General features: G+C 71.7%; 17 protein-coding genes. 12 read left to right on the top strand and 5 right to left on the bottom strand.

Annotation, left to right across the window (positions count from 1 at the left end; all coding sequences use genetic code 11):
* Positions 1-9 precede the first annotated feature (9 nt).
* Positions 10-1,026, top strand: coding sequence for a helix-turn-helix transcriptional regulator (locus AB0L56_RS05470; protein ID WP_365419267.1), 1,017 nt, complete (start codon positions 10-12; stop codon positions 1,024-1,026).
* Here the strand turns inward: AB0L56_RS05470 and AB0L56_RS05465 are convergent.
* Together AB0L56_RS05465 and AB0L56_RS05460 are read right to left on the bottom strand one after the other, a co-directional pair.
* Positions 989-1,219, bottom strand: a complete 231-nt coding sequence (locus AB0L56_RS05465; protein ID WP_365419264.1) for a hypothetical protein — start codon at positions 1,217-1,219, stop codon at positions 989-991. The two genes, AB0L56_RS05470 and AB0L56_RS05465, sit on opposite strands and share 38 nt — an antisense overlap.
* A 15-nt stretch (positions 1,220-1,234) precedes the next feature.
* Entirely contained in the window at positions 1,235-2,179 is a 945-nt protein-coding gene (locus tag AB0L56_RS05460) for a helix-turn-helix transcriptional regulator (RefSeq protein WP_365419261.1), read from the bottom strand.
* Positions 2,180-2,361: 182 nt separating this feature from the next.
* Here AB0L56_RS05460 and AB0L56_RS05455 point away from each other — a divergent pair, with 182 nt between their 5' ends.
* Together AB0L56_RS05455 and AB0L56_RS05450 are read left to right on the top strand one after the other, a co-directional pair.
* Positions 2,362-2,556: a hypothetical protein gene (locus AB0L56_RS05455; RefSeq protein ID WP_361036403.1), complete on the top strand. Its 195-nt coding sequence runs from the start codon at positions 2,362-2,364 to the stop codon at positions 2,554-2,556.
* Positions 2,557-2,596: 40 nt separating this feature from the next.
* On the top strand, positions 2,597-2,893 hold the full coding sequence (locus tag AB0L56_RS05450; RefSeq protein ID WP_361036400.1) for a (2Fe-2S)-binding protein: 297 nt from the start codon (positions 2,597-2,599) through the stop codon (positions 2,891-2,893).
* A 169-nt stretch (positions 2,894-3,062) separates the two neighbouring features.
* Here the strand turns inward: AB0L56_RS05450 and AB0L56_RS05445 are convergent, their stop codons facing one another.
* Positions 3,063-3,479, bottom strand: a complete 417-nt coding sequence (locus tag AB0L56_RS05445) for a pyridoxamine 5'-phosphate oxidase family protein (protein WP_365419258.1) — start codon at positions 3,477-3,479, stop codon at positions 3,063-3,065.
* A gap of 149 nt (positions 3,480-3,628) precedes the next feature.
* Between AB0L56_RS05445 and clpB the strand changes: the two genes are divergently transcribed.
* The 3 genes from clpB to AB0L56_RS05430 all read left to right on the top strand — a co-directional run bounded on the left by clpB (position 3,629) and on the right by AB0L56_RS05430 (position 8,284).
* A complete protein-coding gene (clpB, locus tag AB0L56_RS05440) occupies positions 3,629-6,226 on the top strand; it encodes an ATP-dependent chaperone ClpB (protein ID WP_365419255.1) in 2,598 nt (865 codons plus the stop codon).
* 176 nt (positions 6,227-6,402) lie between these two features.
* Positions 6,403-6,933, top strand: coding sequence for a YbjN domain-containing protein (locus AB0L56_RS05435; RefSeq protein WP_361036356.1), 531 nt, complete (start codon positions 6,403-6,405; stop codon positions 6,931-6,933).
* A gap of 499 nt (positions 6,934-7,432) precedes the next feature.
* Positions 7,433-8,284 (top strand): hypothetical protein, encoded by an 852-nt coding sequence (locus AB0L56_RS05430; RefSeq protein ID WP_365419252.1) that lies wholly within the window; start codon positions 7,433-7,435, stop codon positions 8,282-8,284.
* Positions 8,285-8,286: 2 nt separating this feature from the next.
* Here the strand turns inward: AB0L56_RS05430 and AB0L56_RS05425 are convergent, their stop codons facing one another.
* On the bottom strand, positions 8,287-9,477 hold the full coding sequence (locus AB0L56_RS05425; protein WP_365419249.1) for a pyridoxal phosphate-dependent aminotransferase: 1,191 nt from the start codon (positions 9,475-9,477) through the stop codon (positions 8,287-8,289).
* 65 nt (positions 9,478-9,542) lie between these two features.
* A complete protein-coding gene (locus AB0L56_RS05420) occupies positions 9,543-9,758 on the bottom strand; it encodes a hypothetical protein (protein WP_361036344.1) in 216 nt (71 codons plus the stop codon).
* Between the two features lie 972 nt (positions 9,759-10,730).
* Here AB0L56_RS05420 and AB0L56_RS05415 point away from each other — a divergent pair.
* The 6 genes from AB0L56_RS05415 (at position 10,731) to fbaA (ending at position 16,912) form a co-directional block, all read left to right on the top strand.
* A complete protein-coding gene (locus AB0L56_RS05415; protein ID WP_361036341.1) occupies positions 10,731-11,264 on the top strand; it encodes a DUF2617 family protein in 534 nt (177 codons plus the stop codon).
* A 59-nt stretch (positions 11,265-11,323) separates the two neighbouring features.
* Positions 11,324-12,991 carry a polyamine aminopropyltransferase gene (locus tag AB0L56_RS05410; protein WP_365419246.1) on the top strand — a complete coding sequence of 556 codons (1,668 nt, stop codon included), beginning with the start codon at positions 11,324-11,326 and terminating at the stop codon, positions 12,989-12,991.
* An 86-nt stretch (positions 12,992-13,077) separates the two neighbouring features.
* Positions 13,078-13,926 (top strand): SRPBCC domain-containing protein, encoded by an 849-nt coding sequence (locus AB0L56_RS05405; RefSeq protein ID WP_365419243.1) that lies wholly within the window; start codon positions 13,078-13,080, stop codon positions 13,924-13,926.
* A 425-nt stretch (positions 13,927-14,351) separates the two neighbouring features.
* A complete protein-coding gene (locus AB0L56_RS05400) occupies positions 14,352-15,140 on the top strand; it encodes an aldose 1-epimerase (RefSeq protein WP_361036332.1) in 789 nt (262 codons plus the stop codon).
* Between the two features lie 10 nt (positions 15,141-15,150).
* Positions 15,151-15,699, top strand: coding sequence for an orotate phosphoribosyltransferase (pyrE, locus tag AB0L56_RS05395; protein ID WP_361036329.1), 549 nt, complete (start codon positions 15,151-15,153; stop codon positions 15,697-15,699).
* A 181-nt stretch (positions 15,700-15,880) separates the two neighbouring features.
* Positions 15,881-16,912 carry a class II fructose-bisphosphate aldolase gene (gene fbaA / locus AB0L56_RS05390; RefSeq protein ID WP_361036326.1) on the top strand — a complete coding sequence of 344 codons (1,032 nt, stop codon included), beginning with the start codon at positions 15,881-15,883 and terminating at the stop codon, positions 16,910-16,912.
* Positions 16,913-16,953: the final 41 nt, after the last annotated feature.

Genomic DNA, 16,953 nt, shown 5'->3' with positions numbered 1-16,953 from the left:
GGGGGTGGGATGGACGGGCATCCACACGGTGCTGACCGACTGTGCGAGGCCGGGGATCGCGTGTACTCCCGGGCCGTACGGCGCGGACGGCTGCCGCGCCGGGAGGCGGAACCGGTGCCGTGCCTGCTGGAGCTGGCCCTGCTGCACCCGGACCCGGACGACATGGACTGGCTCGTGCCGACCGCACCGCAGGAGGTCATGACCCGGCTGTTGCGTGGGATGTACGACGAGGTGAGCGCGAGCCAGCGCCGGGTCGGGTCCGCCGTGGAGGCGTTCGAGTGGTACGCCGGTCTGGGCCGCCAGCTGCCCGCGGCGCCGTCGGCGGCGGAGGGGCCGGCGATCCGGGTGCTGGACGGGCTCGCACGGATCCAGGCCGCCATGGACGAGGCGACCCAGGCGTGCACGAGCGAGGTGCTCACCGTCCAGCCCGGCGGCATCCGGCGGGAGGCGGAGCTGTCGGAGGGCCTGCACCGGGCGATGGCGCTGCGCGGGCGGGGCGTGCGGATGCGGGACCTGTACACCCATGTCGCCCGGCACGGGCACGGGCTGCTCTCCTACCTGGAGCTGATGGGCGACGCGGTGGAGGCGCGCACGCTGGACGAGGTGATCGAGCGGCTGATCCTCTTCGACCGCACGGTCGCCTTCATCCCCGCCAACGCCGAGCGCACGATGGCGCTGGAGCTGCGCCACCCGGCGCTGGTGGAGTACCTGGGCACGGTCTTCGAGCGGCTGTGGCGGCTCGCCATCCCGCTGACCGCCCCGCTGCCCGACACCGGCATCGAGGGCATCTCGCACCGGGAGCAGTCCATCGCGGCGCTGCTCGCGGAGGGCCACCAGGACGCGGTGATCGCGGAACGCCTGGGCATCAGCGTGCGGACGTGCCGGGCGCACATCGCCCGCCTCTCGGAGACGCTGGGGGCGGCCAGCCGTACGCAGCTGGGGGTGCGGATCGCACAGGCGGGGCTGGACGGCGCACGGCCGCCGGTGGTCATTCCCCCTGGTCGAGGATCCCCGACCGCCGGATGAGGTAGCCGAGCTGCCAGCACCGTGGCGAGCTTGGCGATGTGCTCCCGCGCGGGAGGAGGCCGAGGGGGAGCAGGAGGGGCGCCTGCGCGTCCGTCGCGGCGGGCAGGTGGCCCTCGTCCAGGGCGCGGGCGTACAGGTCCAGTGCCTCCGCCCGCACCGCCTCGGTGGCCTCGTGTGGCGCGTCGCCGCTCATGCTGGTCGCCGCCGGTCAGTGGTCCTGCTCGAGAATGCCCGACTGTGCGATCAGATACCCCAGTTGGGCACGGCTGCCGCTGCCGAGCGCGGTGGCCAGTTTCGCTATGTGCGCCCGGCACGTGCGGACGTTCATGCCGAGGCGGCGCGCGATGGCCTCGTCGACGTGTCCCTCGACGAGCAGTTTGGCTATCGAGTGCTGGATGTCGGTGAGGCCGTCCGGGGCGGTCTCGTACGGGGTGCCGGCGGTGAGCGGGACCGCCCGGCCCCACATGAACTCGAAGACCTTGATGAGGTAGCGGACCAGGCCGGGGTGGCGCAGTTCGAGGGCGACCTGGCGGTCGTCCCGGACGGGGATGAAGGCGACGGTGTCGTCGCAGATGATGAGGCGTTCCACGAGCTCGTCGATGGTGCGGTACTCCACCTTGCCGTCGGCGAACTGCTCGGTCCAGGCGATGCGTTCGGGGTTGTACCGTGCGGTGTGCTGGTAGAGCGTCCTGATGCGCACCCCGCGTTCGATGAGGGGCCGGTCGCGCTCCAGCGCCTCGATCAGGCGCTGCTGCGGGTGACGGTTCTTCGGCTGGACGGTGAGGACTTCGTGCCGGCACTGGGAGGTCGCGAGGTCGAGCGCCTCGTTGATGCGGTCGAGTCCTTCGAGCACAGTGATGGAGTGGACCGGTTCCGTCAGGGGCGCGCCGAGCCCTATGAAGGGCTCGAACGTCTCCGCCAACTCCATGGTCAGCCGCCTGCGTTCGGTGATCTCACGCTCGATCGGGTCGAGACGCTGGGCCAGGACGACGGAGGGCGGGACGGGGCGCAGCCAGTCGGGGTCGTCAGGGTCGGGGTGGAGCAGGGAGAAGTCGACCAGGCAGGGTGCGGCTTCGGCCTCCGCCCGGGGGATACGTCCCGTGCGCAGAGCGTTCGCGTACAGACGACTTCCTTCCGCACACAGCTCCGTCATGGGATGGGGATGTACGGCTTTGGTCTGATTCGTTGACAAATCTCCACCCCCCAGGCTCCTGAACATGCAGGAACATGATGCACCGATCGTGTGGCCATGACGTGCCGGAATGAGCCATCGTCTTACTTGACGGGGGAAAAGGGGACCTTCGAGTGAGGACGAAGCCGACTATGCGTAAGAGAATGCTTCGCTCGGTGCTTGTCGCCGCCTTCTCCGCCGTTGTGGCCTTCGGTGCGCTGAGTGGCCTTTCCGGCGCGCAGAGCGACGTGGAGGGCGACACCATATGGTCGAGTGGGGCCGTGGGCGCGGGTGACGGCGAGGACGTGGGTGACGGCGAGGACGTGGTCTACCTCCCGGCAGACACCGTCTGGAGCTGACGTGACCACCCCACCTGACGACCGTTCCTTCCGGCGCGAGATGGCGACCGCCTACCGGTCCGGATGGCACTTCATCGACCTGGTCACCGCCATCCCCCACAGCGGTGACTCGTTGATGGTGACCGTCTTCGGTGAGCCCGTGGTCGTCACCCGGGACGAGGACGGCGACGTGCGGGCGTACCGGTGCCTGCGCCGGCCCAGGGGGGCGCCGAAGCCCGTCCGGTGTGCCATCCGGTACGGAATGATCTTTGTGAACCTGGACCAGCGGGACCATCGGCAGGTGGAGTCCGACTCCCCCGCCTCCCGGACCATCTCAGCCACCCCCCGCAGTGCCTGACGCGATTCCCCCGTCGTAACAGATCGCGCAGGTGCTTCCCCCCGCAGCGGCGTCACCGTGACCTGAACACGGTGACGCCGCTGCAGTTTTGGGGGACATTTCCGGGTATCGGACGGATCGGGCGATGGCCGGAAGCCGTCGCTCGGCGGTGCGTACGGCGCCGCCCCTCTCATCCGCGTCCCATCGCCCGTGTGAGCGCGATCTCGATGACCACCCGGGAGGGGTTCGGCGACGGCGTCCGTCCGTAGCGTTCCGCATAGCGCCGCTCCGCCTCCGCCACGTGTTCCCGCTCCGTGCGGACCACCGCGCGTCCCTCCAGCGTGGCCCACCGCCGCCCGTCCACCTGGCAGGCCGCGACGGGCGCGCCCTCCGCCCCCGCCGCCAGTACGTGGCGCACCTTCGCGCTCGCCTTGTTCGCGATCACCCGAGCAAGCCGCGCCTCGGGGTCGTATGTCACTCCGACGGGTACCAGGTGCGGGGTGCCGTCCGGTCGGAGGGTGGTCAGTGTGCACAGGTGCTTTTCGCGCCAGAAGCTGAGGTACGACGCGTCCGGATCACCCGGATCTACCGCATACGTGGTGGCCATGGACCGGAACCTAGCCCCGCCGCCACCCCGGGCACTAACTTGAGTGAAATGGACTCAAGTTTGTGTACGCTGTTCGAGGCAGCCTGACCGAGTCAGCCACGAAGACCGCTGAGGGTCACTGAAGGGTCATCGAGAAGGAGAACGGACACGTGGACGCCGAGCTGACCAACCGGAGCCGGGACGCACTGGCCGCCGCCGGCAATCGGGCCGTGACCGAGGGCCACCCCGACCTCACCCCGGCCCATCTGCTGCTCGCCCTGCTCGCCGGGCAGGAGAACGAGAACATCACGGACCTGCTCGCCGCGGTCGACGCCGACCAGGCGGCCGTACGCTCCGGGGCCGAACGCGTCCTCGCCGGCCTCCCGAGCGTCACCGGGTCCACGGTGGCGCCGCCCCAGCCCAACCGGGAACTGCTCGCCGTCATCGCGGACGCCCAGGCGCGCGCCCGCGACCTCGGCGACGAGTACCTGTCCACCGAGCACCTCCTCATCGGTATCGCCGCCAAGGGCGGAGCCGCCGGCGAGGTGCTCTCCCAGCAGGGCGCCACCGCGATCAAGCTGCAGGACGCCTTCCAGAAGACGAGGGGAGGCCGCCGGGTGACCACCCCCGACCCCGAGGGCCAGTACAAGGCCCTGGAGAAGTTCGGCACCGACCTGACCGCCGCCGCCCGCGAGGGCAGGCTCGACCCCGTCATCGGACGGGACCAGGAGATCCGGCGCGTGGTGCAGGTGCTGTCCCGCCGCACCAAGAACAACCCCGTGCTGATCGGTGAGCCGGGCGTAGGCAAGACCGCCGTCGTCGAGGGCCTCGCCCAGCGCGTCGTCAAGGGCGACGTCCCCGAGTCGCTGAAGAACAAGCGGCTGGTCGCCCTGGACCTGGGCGCCATGGTCGCGGGCGCCAAGTACCGGGGCGAGTTCGAGGAGCGGCTGAAGACCGTGCTGGCCGAGATCAAGGACTCGGACGGGCAGATCATCACCTTCATCGACGAGCTGCACACCGTCGTCGGCGCGGGCGCCGGCGGCGACTCCGCCATGGACGCCGGCAACATGCTCAAGCCCATGCTCGCGCGCGGCGAACTGCGCATGGTCGGCGCCACCACCCTCGACGAGTACCGCGAGCGGATCGAGAAGGACCCGGCGCTGGAGCGCCGCTTCCAGCAGGTCCTCGTCGCCGAACCGTCCGTCGAGGACTCCATCGCCATCCTGCGCGGCCTCAAGGGCCGCTACGAGGCCCACCACAAGGTCCAGATCGCCGACAGCGCCCTGGTGGCCGCCGCGACCCTCTCCGACCGCTACATCACCTCCCGCTTCCTGCCCGACAAGGCCATCGACCTCGTCGACGAGGCCGCCTCGCGGCTGCGCATGGAGATCGACTCCTCTCCGGTGGAGATCGACGAACTGCAGCGCGCCGTCGACCGGTTGCGGATGGAGGAGCTGGCGATCGGCAAGGAGACCGACGCCGCCTCCCGCGAACGTCTCGACAAGCTCCGCCGCGACCTCGCCGACAAGGAGGAGGAGCTGCGCGGGCTCACCGCCCGCTGGGAGAAGGAGAAGCAGTCCCTCAACCGGGTCGGTGAGCTGAAGGAGAAGCTCGACGAACTGCGCGGCCAGGCCGAACGCGCCCAGCGCGACGGCGACTTCGACACCGCCTCCAAGCTGCTCTACGGCGAGATCCCCACCCTCGAACGCGACCTGGAGGCCGCCTCCGAGGCCGAGGAGGAGGTCGCGAAGGACACCATGGTCAAGGAGGAGGTCGGCGCCGACGACATCGCCGACGTAGTCGCCTCCTGGACCGGTATTCCGGCCGGGCGCCTGATGGAGGGCGAGACGCAGAAGCTGCTGCGCATGGAGGACGAGCTCGGCAAGCGCCTCATCGGCCAGACCGAGGCCGTCCGCGCGGTGAGCGACGCCGTACGGCGCTCCCGGGCCGGGATCGCCGACCCCGACCGCCCCACCGGTTCCTTTCTCTTCCTCGGACCCACCGGTGTCGGCAAGACCGAGCTCGCCAAGGCGCTCGCCGACTTCCTCTTCGACGACGAGCGGGCCATGGTCCGTATCGACATGTCGGAGTACGGCGAGAAGCACTCCGTCGCCCGTCTCGTCGGCGCGCCCCCCGGCTACGTCGGCTACGAGGAGGGCGGCCAGCTCACCGAGGCGGTGCGCCGCCGCCCGTACAGCGTCGTCCTGCTCGACGAGGTGGAGAAGGCCCACCCGGAGGTCTTCGACATCCTGCTCCAGGTGCTCGACGACGGCCGGCTCACCGACGGCCAGGGCCGCACCGTGGACTTCCGCAACACCATTCTGGTGCTGACGTCCAACCTGGGCAGCCAGTACCTGGTCGACCCGGTCAGCACCGAGGCGGAGAAGCGGGAGCAGGTGCTGGAGGTGGTCCGGGCCTCCTTCAAGCCCGAGTTCCTCAACCGCCTCGACGACCTGGTCGTCTTCTCGGCCCTGACCAAGCCCGAGCTGGAACGCATTGCGCGGCTCCAGATCGAGAGCCTGGCCCGCCGCCTCGCCGAACGCCGGCTCAGTCTGGACATCACCCCGGAGGCGCTGGCCTGGCTGGCCGAGGAGGGCATGGACCCGGCCTACGGCGCCCGCCCGCTGCGCCGTCTCGTCCAGACGGCCATCGGCGACCGCCTCGCCAAGGAGATCCTGGCCGGAGAGGTCAAGGACGGCGACACGGTTCGGGTGGACCGCTTCGAGGACGAGCTGCTGGTGGGTCCGGCGACCGGCCAGTCACTGTGAGCGAGGATTCCGTTTTCCGGGCCCGATGTCCCTCCGGGGCGTTGGGCCCGGGCCGCACCGGGTACTTCGGGATTGACCGGATCGAGTCAGCCCTCGGCTGACAGGCCCGTCGGGGCTTGCCACCCCCCTCCCCGCATGGGGGAGGATGGCGGGATCCGTACGAAGGGAAATTCACGGTGACCATCGACCCGTCCTCGATTCCGAATTTCGGGGGCCAGCAGCCCGAGCCGCAGCCCCAAGGGCCGGCGGGCCCCGTCGTCCCGGATCAGGACCTCGTGAAGCAGCTCCTCGACCAGATGGAGCTGAAGTACGTCGTTGACGAAGAGGGTGACCTCGCGGCGCCGTGGGAGCAGTTCCGCACCTACTTCATGTTCCGCGGGGAGGGCGACCAGCAGATCTTCTCCGTCCGGACGTTCTACGACCGGCCGCACAAGATCGACGAGAAGCCGCAGCTGCTCGAGTCGATCGACGACTGGAACCGGCGCACGCTGTGGCCCAAGGTCTACACCCACACCCATGACGACGGCACGGTTCGTCTCATCGGTGAGGCGCAGATGCTGGTCGGCATGGGCGTCAGCCTGGAGCACTTCGTCTCGTCGACGGTGAGCTGGGTGCGCGCCGCGATCGAGTTCGACAAGTGGCTCGTCGAGCAGCTCGGCCTGGAGCAGGAGATCAACGACGCGGACAAGCCCGACGACGACGCGTAAGCGCCCTCCCGCGCGAGCGGCGGCGCCGGCCAGGCGCACGCCGTAGGGGACCCCCAGCCCCCCAGCCCGGCCCGCAGACCGGCCCACCCGGCCGGTCACGGTGCCGGGCTCTCTCATGCCCGCTTTCTCGATCGCTTGGGAGAAGGCGGGGTCTGGCCCTCAACGAGGCGGTGCTCCGGCGCCCGGTCGGCGGCCGTTCGGTGATGCACGGGCAATTGGACCGGCTTAAGTCCCGTCGTCCCTGATCGGCCGAGCCCACCGCTTCCTCGTCCGCGAGGGTGCGGTGGGCCGCTGACCTCCCTAAAGAACCGGGAGAAAGAACTACCCACCCGCCCACCCTCCCCGCCGGACGGCGCGCTTCACTCGTGCGAGTGACCGGCTTGCAGGTGCGGGACACGGGCCGTTACGTTCGCCGCGACAACCGCAAACAGATACGGCCCCCGGCCGGGACTGGCATCCCGAACGAGGGCCTGACCGATCAGGAAGCTACACCTTCCCAATGGCTGACTCGCAGTCTAACGCGCGCCTGCGCGCCGACGCCGGGGCTCCGACCACCGGCGTGATCCACGTCCGCACCCGTCTCACGGCCGACTTCACCGTCGTCGCCAACGCCCTCGCGCAGCGGCGCGGCAGCGCGGTCACCGTCGGCGTCGCGGTGTACATCCTGTCCCTGCCCAGCGGCACTCCCGTGACCATCGCCGCCCTGTGCGCGCACTTCACCGAGGGCGAGATCCTGATCTCGCGGGCGCTGAGGGAGCTGGAGGCCGCCGGGTACCTGGAGCGCCGCCGCGAGCGCATGCCGTCGGGGCAGATCCGTACGCGGACCTACTTCTACGACGTTCCCGGTGGGACCCCGCAGCCGGACCCGGACGGTCCGCCGGACCCGCCCCGCCCTCGTAAGCCGCCCGCAGCCGAGCAGACCCCTGCCGTGGTCGCGCGAGAGGAGTCGCCGGTGGCACTCGCCGAAGCGGACCCGCAGGCGGTCGCCGTCCTGGCGTCCCTCCGGCACGTCGATGCACGCCTCGTGCTGTCCCAACGGGAGGCCGTGAGGCTGGCGCCCGCCGTCACGGCGTGGCTGGCGGCCGGTGTCGCCCCCGCCCAGATCACCAGAACGCTCACAGCGGGGCTCCCCGACCGCTTCCTGACCCGCCCGGCGGGCCTCCTCGCCTTCCGCCTCCGCGAGACCCCACTGCCCGCCCCGCCGCCCCCGGAGCCCGTCGGCCGCCCGGCCGTACCGCCCTTCCAGACCTGCGACGGCTGCGACCGCGCCTTCCGCGCACCGCAACCAGGCCGCTGCCGCGACTGCCGCGACCACCACCGGGCCGGGGAACTCCTTCTGGCAGCGGGCTGACGTCAGCGCCCCGCGCTCTTGAGACGGGCGGCGGCCTCCTCCAACACGTGTCGCTGCTTGCAGAAGGCGAAGCGGACGAAGGGTGCGCCCATGTTCTGGTGGTCGTAGAAGACGGCCGTGGGGATGGCGACGACGCCCGCGCGTTCCGGGAGGGCGCGGCAGAAGGCGATGCCGTCGGACTCGCCGAGGGGGCGGATGTCGGCGGTGATGAAGTAGGTGCCGGAGGGGCGGTAGACGGTGAGGCCGGCTTCCTCCAGGCCCGCCGCAAGGACGTCGCGCTTGGCGTGCATGTCCGCGCGGAAGTCCTCGAAGTACGACTCGGGCAGGGCGAGGGCCTCCGCGACCGCGTACTGGAAGGGGCCGGCCGAGACGTAGGTCAGGTACTGCTTGGCGGAGCGGACCGCTGTGACCAGTTCCGGGGCGGCGGTGACCCAGCCGACCTTCCAGCCGGTGAAGGAGAAGGTCTTGCCCGCGCTGGAGATGGTGACCGTGCGGTCCCGCATGCCGGGGAAGGACGCCAGGGGGATGTGCTCGGCGTCGTCGAACACTAGGTGCTCGTAGACCTCGTCGGTCACGACGAGAAGGTTCCGCTCCACGGCCAGCTCGGCGATCGCGGTCAGTTCCTCACGGGTGAGGACCGTGCCGGTCGGGTTGTGCGGGGTGTTGATCAGCAGCAGGCGGGTGCGGTCGGTGACCGCGTCGCGCAGCTCGTCGAGGTCGAGGCGGAAGCGGCCTTTGCTGGGACGGAGCGTGACGGGGACGCGGGTGCCGCCCGCCATGGCGATGCAGGCGGCGTAGGAGTCGTAGTACGGCTCCAGGGCGATCACCTCGTCGCCGGGCTCGACGAGCGCCAGCAGGGAGGCGGCGATCGCCTCGGTGGCGCCGGCGGTGACCAGGACCTCGGTGTCGGGGTCGACGGACAGGCCGTAGCGGCGCTGCTGGTGCGCGGCGACAGCGGTGCGCAGCTCGGGGATGCCGGGGCCCGGCGGGTACTGGTTGCCGCGGCCGTCGCGCAGGGCCCGTACGGCGGCCTCCCTGACCTCCTCGGGGCCGTCGGTGTCGGGGAAGCCCTGGCCCAGGTTGATGGAGCCGGTCCGCAGGGCCAGGGCGGACATCTCGGCGAAGATCGTCGTCCCGAACTCGGCGAGCCGGCGGTTCAGGAGAGGGCGCGCGCTGGAGGTCATGGCGGCCATCCTGCGCCGGAGCCCCGGGGTTCCTCAACTCGCCTTCGTGTACGGGCGCCCGCCGGGAGGGTGGGTCAGGGGGCGAGGCACGTCGTCACGGGCCCTTCGGCATGGAAGAGGTCCGCCGGATCGAGGAGAGTCGCCGGGTCGGCGGGCTCAACCCCGGCGGCATCGGTCAGGCAGGTGATCGTCGCGATGGGGTCGGGCACCGCGGTGGCGGGAGCCGTCGAGGCCATCGCACCGGCGACGGCGAGCAGGACCGGGGCGATCAGGCGCAGGGGGACGCGCATGAGGGGTTATCCGTTCTCTTCGGCACGCGGGCATCAGGGGACACCCGTAGATGGATAACCCCGCGGTGCCGGGCAGGCCACACACCCCACCCCAACAGCGGAGTCCCGGACCGGCCCGGTGAGACCAGGACGGTCCACCCTCAGAAGTTCCTCAACTCTGCTTTGGGCCGCGCGGGCGGGGGGCATCTCCCGGTCACGCACGTGAGCGAGGTGCCCACGGGGGGTGCTTCGGGGGATCACGGGGGACGGAAGGGGAGTGGGGCCATGGGCATCGGCGTCATCTCGATCGGGCTCGCTGTGCTGTTTTTCGGGGTCGGCTGGTTCGGCGTACGCAACTCGGCCCGCAGGGCGGAGCGGAAGCCGGCCGGCAGGTCCGGACGCCGCCGCGGCAGGAACGGCGGCGAGGGCTTGTCGGCCGGTGGGCACGGGGGCGGCGGCGAGGGCTGGTGGGCCGGCGCACTCGGGGGCGGCGGGGGTGCCGGCTGTGGATCGTCCTCCGGTGGAGGCTCGTCCTGCGGAGGCGGGTCGTCCTGCGGAGGGGGCGGATGCGGCGGTGGAGGCGGCTGACACGGGGCAGCGCGGCTCCACTTCGGGAGATGACGCATCCGCGACGGCGGGGCCCGCACCTGGGGCGGGCCCCGCTCCGGCGTGGAGCGGTGGCGCGCAGTCCGGTTCCGGTTGGCATCGGGGGGTGGTGCGGGGTGGGGCGTACGCCGTCACTCGGGGGCGTATTCACGGGTTGAACAGTTGAGCTGGGGAGCCCCCGAGGGGATGGAAAGCCCACGAAGTTGGGTAAAAACGCTGTGGTGGCGCCACAGTTCATGATTCCCTATAAATCACCAGTGCAGCCCTCGGACCCCCCGCGGACCCTTCTTCCGGCCGGGCGACCGGGCTGACGGGCCGAGTTCTCCGGTGCGGCCGGGGTGCGCGGACCCTTATCTCCCTCTCCTTGTGTGCTTGCGGAGCCGATCCATGCTCACGACCCTGAACACCGCCTATTCCGACACCCGCGCGGCCGACCTCGCCTGGGCGCTGGGGCGTGAGCCGCTTCCCGCGCTGGCCACGCTCGACCTCGAACTGAGCGGCGCCAAGCTCCAGTTGCGGCTGCTGGGCGCGTCCCACCAGGTGCTGGTGGAGGAGGAGCGGGGCCTGTGTTCCGAGACGGTGGCATGCATTCCGGACAGCAGCACGCCGCTTCCGCTCGGCGTGGCCAAGCGGGTGGGGGACTGGGAGTACGAGTTCGCCGCCCGGGTCGAGGTGCTTCCCCCGGGGTCCTTCGCCGGGCGCGCCCAGGAGCTGCTCGCCCTGGTCTCCGACCATCCGCAGGGCCTGGCCGGTGTCTTCCCCGGCAATCCGCACGCGTTCACGGCGATGCTCGCCCAGCGGCACGAGGGCCAGGTGCACTGGCGGACCTGGCACGCCTACCCGCAGGACGGGCAGTTGGTGGCGACGCGGACGAAGGTGGGGGTGCGGGAGTTGGCGCATGTCAACGGCGGCCGGGTGTAAACAAGAATCACGCGTGTGGGTGACGCTGCGCGGTGAAGGCGTGACGTAACGTCGCTGAGGTGATCGAACCGCAGGCCCCCGCACCGCCCGGCTCCGCGCAGTCCGGGGACGGGCCGGGCGGCGACGCGGGGAGCGCGGTGCGGCTGCCCGTCCGGCCGGGCACTGGGCGGTTCCTGGTCCTCGCGGGAGTGTTCGTCTGCGCGGCCTGCGGTCTGGTGTACGAGCTGGAACTGGTCGCGCTGGCCACGTACTTGATGGGGGATTCGGTCACCCAGGCGTCCGTCGTGCTGTCCGTGATGGTCTTCGCGATGGGCATCGGCTCCCTGGCCGCCAAGCGGCTGCGGCGGCACGCGGCGGCCGGTTTCGGCGCCGTGGAGGCGGCCCTGGCCCTGGTCGGCGGGTGCAGCGCGATGGTGCTGTACGCCGTGTTCGCCTGGACGGGCGACTGGGGCGGGATGTGGGCGGACGGCCCCCGTGCGCTGCTGGTGGCGTTCTCCCTCGCCACCGGGCTGCTGATCGGGGCCGAGGTGCCGCTGCTGATGGAGCTGATCCAGCGGATCCGCCGGCAGGACGCGGGTGGCGCGGTGGCCGATCTGTCCGCCGCGGACTACGTCGGCGCCCTCGTCGGCGGGCTCGCCTTTCCCTTCCTTCTCCTGCCGCTGCTCGGCCAGTTGACCGGTGCGCTGATCACGGGTGCCGTCAACGCGGTGGTCGGCGGCGCGCTGGTGCTCGGGCTGTTCCGGCGGGACCTCACCCCCCGCGCCCGCCGGATGCTGGTGACCGCCAACGTGTGCGTGCTCGCGGTCCTGGGCACCGCCGCCGTCCTGGTCGACGACTTCGAACGGGCCGCCCGGCACGCCATGTACGGCTCGGACGTACGCGTGGCCCTGCAGACGGACGTACAGGAGGTGCTGCTCACCGGCGGGAGCGACGGGCGGCCGCTGAACCTGTTCCTGGACGGGCGGCTGCGGGTCAGCGGCCAGGACGAACGGCGGTACCACGAGGCGCTGGTGCACCCCGCGATGAACGGGCCCCACGCGCGCGTGCTCGTCCTCGGCGGCGGCGACGGGCTGGCCGTGCGGGAGGTGCTGCGCCACGGCGGTGTGCGCCGGATCGACGTCGTCGAGCTCGACGCGGGCGTGGTGCGGCTGGCCCGCCGCGACCCGGCGCTGTCCGCGCTCAACGGACGCTCCCTCGGTGACCCGCGCGTGCGCGTGACCACCGCCGACGCCTTCGACTGGCTGCGGCGGGCGCCCCGGGCCGGGTACGACGTGGTGGTCTCCGATCTGCCGCATCCCGGGATCGCCGCGAGTACCAAGCTGTACTCGCAGGAGTTCTACGGGCTGGCCCGGCGGGTGCTGGCGCCCGGCGGGCGGCTGGTGGTGCACGGGGGTGCGGTGGCATCCCGCACGCGTGACTTCTGGACCGTCGACTCGACGCTCCGCGCGGCGGGTTTCGGCACCGCCGCCTACCGCGTGCGCGGGCGGCTGGCTGGTTTCGCCGCCGGACCCGACCGCAGTTCCGCGGACAGCGCCCATGTCCATCGCGACTGGGGGTTCGTGCTGGCCGCCGCCCGACACGCCCCCGAAGCGCGCCTGGACCCGGCCGGGCCCCGCCCGCGCACGCTCACCGGCGCCTCCCTCGCGGCGGACGTCCTTGCCGCCGAGGACACCCGGGTGCGCGGTCTGCCGCCGTCCACGCTGGTCCACCCCCGCTACACCGGCTGAGCCCCCTGCCGCGTTCCGCACCGACGCGCCGCGACTTCTCGCGGACGGGGGTGCAGCCCGGCGCCGGCTGGGTAGGCTCCGCATTCATGGAGCACGAGGTGTTCGTTCCGGTCGAGGAGGAGCGGCTCAGGGAGGTGCTGGACGACCCCGCGCGGGTCGCCCGGGCGGTCCCCGGGCTCCAGCACGACGCCGGCGCGGACCCCGTCGCCGGCCGCCTGAAGGTCCGCGTCGGCAGCCATTCCGTCACTTACCGCGGCGCGGTACGGGTGTCCTCGCGGAACGACGGCTCCTACGCCCTCGACGGTGACGCGACCGAGGCCCGGGGCAGCGGCACGGTGAAGCTCGCGCTCCGGCTGCGCCTGCGGCCCGCCGACGCCGGCACCACCGTGCGGATCACCGGTACGGCGACGGCCGACGGGCGCGTCAAGGAGCTGCCGCCCGACGCGGTGACAGTGGCGGTGACCCGCCTGCTGAACCGGTTCGCGGAGAACCTGGGGAGCGTCGCGGCCGAGTCGCCCGGACCGGCCGAAGACCAGGAGCCCGAGTCCCCGGAGCTCCTCTCCACGGGGGACTTCGAGCCCCCGGCCACCACCGACTTCGAGACCACCCCGGACGCGGACGATGCCCCGCCGCCCCCGCCCACACCGGACGCAGACGACGAAAGCCGGTCCGTCTTCGACTCGGAGATCCCGCACGACGAGGATGACGAAGAGGCCGACGAGGACTCCGTCGCCGAGGCGGCCCACGCCCGGCGGACGATGATCGGCCGCAGCGCCGAAGAGGTGGACCACGCCCCGCCCCGCGGCCGCTACGCCCCCGTCCCCGCCCCGCAGACGATCTCGTCCTCCCCCTCCCTGCGCTGGGCCGCACCCGCGGCGGCCCTCGCCGTGGCCTCGGCGGTCGTGGCAATCCGAGCCCTCCGCAGACGCCGCTGAGCACGGCATCCGCGGTGCCCCGCGAGCCGCCTCCGGGTGCCCGGGATGCGGGCGCCCTGTGTCCGGGAGGGATTCCCGTGTTCCGCGAGGTGTCGGCGCCCGGGGTGGTGGTGGCGACCGGTCCCTGGGCGGACGCCGCTGAGTAAGGCCGGGCGATCCGCAGTGCCCCGGGAGCCGCCTCCGGTTGGCCTAGGATGCGGGCGCCTTGTGTCCTGTGAGGGGTTCCCGTGTTCCTCGAGGCGTCGGCCGGGCGTCGGCGCCCAGGGGTGGTCGTGGCGATCGCGCCTTCGGCGGACGCCGTTGTTACGGCCGGGTCCCCGGTGTCCTGCGAGTCCCCGCGGGTGCCCCACGCGTGGTCGCCCCCCTGGCCCGCCCAGCCCCGCCGCCACGCGACGCCCTCTTGATCGTCCCAGTAGGGTCGTTACGTGAGTAACGAACAGATCACGCTGACCGCGGCGGACGCGGAAGTGGACGTACTGCCGGGGAACGGCGGGCGGATCGGTGGGCTGCGGGTCGCGGGCGTCGAGTTGCTCCGGCAGGGGCAGCGGTACGGGTGCTTCCCGATGGTGCCCTGGTGCGGACGGATCCGTGAGGGACGGTTCCGGGACGGCGCCGCCGTCCGGCAGATGCCGCTCAACGCCCCGCCGCACGCCATCCACGGCACCGCCCGCAACGCCGCCTGGCGCACCGCCCGCAAGAGCACCGACGAGGCCGTGCTGACGTACGACCTCGCCGAGCCGTGGCCGTACCCCGGGCGGGTCACCCAGCAGGTCGCGCTGACCGAGGGCGCCCTGACGCTGACGATGAGCGTGGAGACGTACGGATCGTCCTTCCCCGCTCAGATCGGCTGGCACCCGTGGTTCAACCGCACCCTCGGCGGCGACGACGTGACGATCGGCTTCACGCCCGCCTGGCAGGAGGAACGCGGGGAGGACCATCTGCCGACCGGGCGGCGGACCGACCCGAAGCCGGGCCCCTGGGACGACTGCTTCGGCATGCCCGGAGGCGTGGACGTCACCCTCACCTGGCCGGGGCAGCTGGAGCTGAGGGTGACCAGCCGCGAGGAGTGGGTCGTGGTGTACGACGAGCAGCGCGAGGCCGTCTGCGTGGAGCCGCAGACCGGGCCGCCCGACGGGCTGAACACCCACCCGCGCCTGGTCACCCCCCTGGAGCCGCTCGAGGCCTCGACGACCTGGAGCTGGACCCGGCTTTAAGCTGGCTGGCATGACGGACACACGCGGCGCGCTGCTGCAGCAGATCAAGGACAAGGCCGTGGTGCACGGCAAGGTGACCCTCTCCTCCGGTCTGGAGGCCGACTACTACGTCGACCTGCGCCGCGTCACCCTCGACGGCGAGGCCGCCCCGCTGGTCGGGCAGGTGCTGCTGGACCTGACCGCGGAGCTGGAGTTCGACGCGGTGGGCGGGCTGACCATGGGCGCCGACCCGGTCGCGGCCGCCATGCTGCACGCCGCCGCCGCACGCGGACGGAAGCTGGACGCCTTCGTCGTGCGCAAGGCCGCCAAGGCGCACGGGCTGCAGCGGCGCGTCGAGGGCCCGGAGATCAAGGGCCGGCGCGTGCTCGTCGTCGAGGACACCTCCACCACGGGCGGCTCCCCGCTGACCGCCGTGGAGGCCGCGCGCGAGGCCGGCGCGGAGGTCGTGGCCGTGGCGACCATCGTCGACCGGGCGACCGGTGCCGCCGAGAAAATCCAGGAGGGCGCCGGAGTGCCGTACCTGTTCGCCTACTCCAAGGACGAACTCGGCCTCGACTGAGCCCCACGGGCGCGACAGGGCACCCCGTGCCGGACATCGCCCGACATAACGACTCGACCTGCACCGTCGACCAGCCGGGCAAGTCTGGGAAGATGGGCCCGACAATGACGTCGCATCCAAGGTTCCAGGTCAGGGCCGACCGTACGCAGTACGCCACACCGCACGCATAAGGAGCGGACAGATGCCCATCGCAACCCCCGAGGTCTACAACGAGATGCTCGACCGGGCGAAGGCGGAGAAGTTCGCCTACCCGGCCATCAACGTCACCTCGTCCCAGACCCTGCACGCGGCACTGCGCGGCTTCGCCGAGGCGGAGAGCGACGGCATCGTCCAGATCTCCACGGGCGGTGCCGAGTTCCTCGGCGGCCAGTACCGCAAGGACATGGTGACCGGCGCCGTCGCGCTGGCCGAGTTCGCGCACATCGTCGCCGAGAAGTACGACGTCAACGTCGCCCTGCACACCGACCACTGCCCGAAGGACAAGCTCGACGGGTATGTGCGTCCGCTGCTGGCGATCTCCGAGGAGCGCGTCAAGGCCGGCCGCAACCCGCTGTTCCAGTCCCACATGTGGGACGGCTCCGCGGAGACCCTCGCCGACAACCTCTCCATCGCGCAGGAGCTGCTCGAGCGCGCCCGCGCCGCGAAGATCATCCTCGAGGTCGAGATCACCCCGACCGGCGGCGAGGAGGACGGTGTCTCGCACGAGATCAACGACTCGCTCTACACCACGGTCGACGACGCCGTCCGTACGGCGGAGGCCCTCGGCCTCGGCGAGAAGGGCCGCTACCTGCTCGCCGCGTCCTTCGGCAACGTGCACGGCGTGTACAAGCCGGGCAACGTCGTCCTCCGTCCCGAGCTGCTGAAGGAGCTCAACGAGGGCGTCGCCGCCAAGTTCGGCAAGCCGGCCGGCTCCAAGCCGTTCGACTTCGTCTTCCACGGCGGCTCCGGCTCCACCCGGGAGGAGATCCTCACCGCGCTGGAGAACGGCGTCGTGAAGATGAACATCGACACCGACACCCAGTACGCGTTCACCCGTCCGGTCGCCGACCACATGTTCCGCAACTACGACGGCGTGCTGAAGGTCGACGGCGAGGTCGGCAACAAGAAGGCCTACGACCCGCGCACCTGGGGCAAGCTCGCCGAGGCGTCCATGGCCGCCCGTGTCGTGGAGGCCTGCCGGAACCTGCGCTCCGCGGGCACCCGCCTCAAGTAACACCTGCGGGAGTGCGAGCCCGGCACCCGCCACGGTGCCGG

The organism is Streptomyces sp. NPDC052079, from assembly GCF_040680275.1.
In the GTDB taxonomy this organism is placed as follows: domain Bacteria; phylum Actinomycetota; class Actinomycetes; order Streptomycetales; family Streptomycetaceae; genus Streptomyces.
The sequence above is the reverse complement of the archived record's forward strand: the minus strand, read 5'-3'. Positions and strand labels throughout refer to the sequence as shown.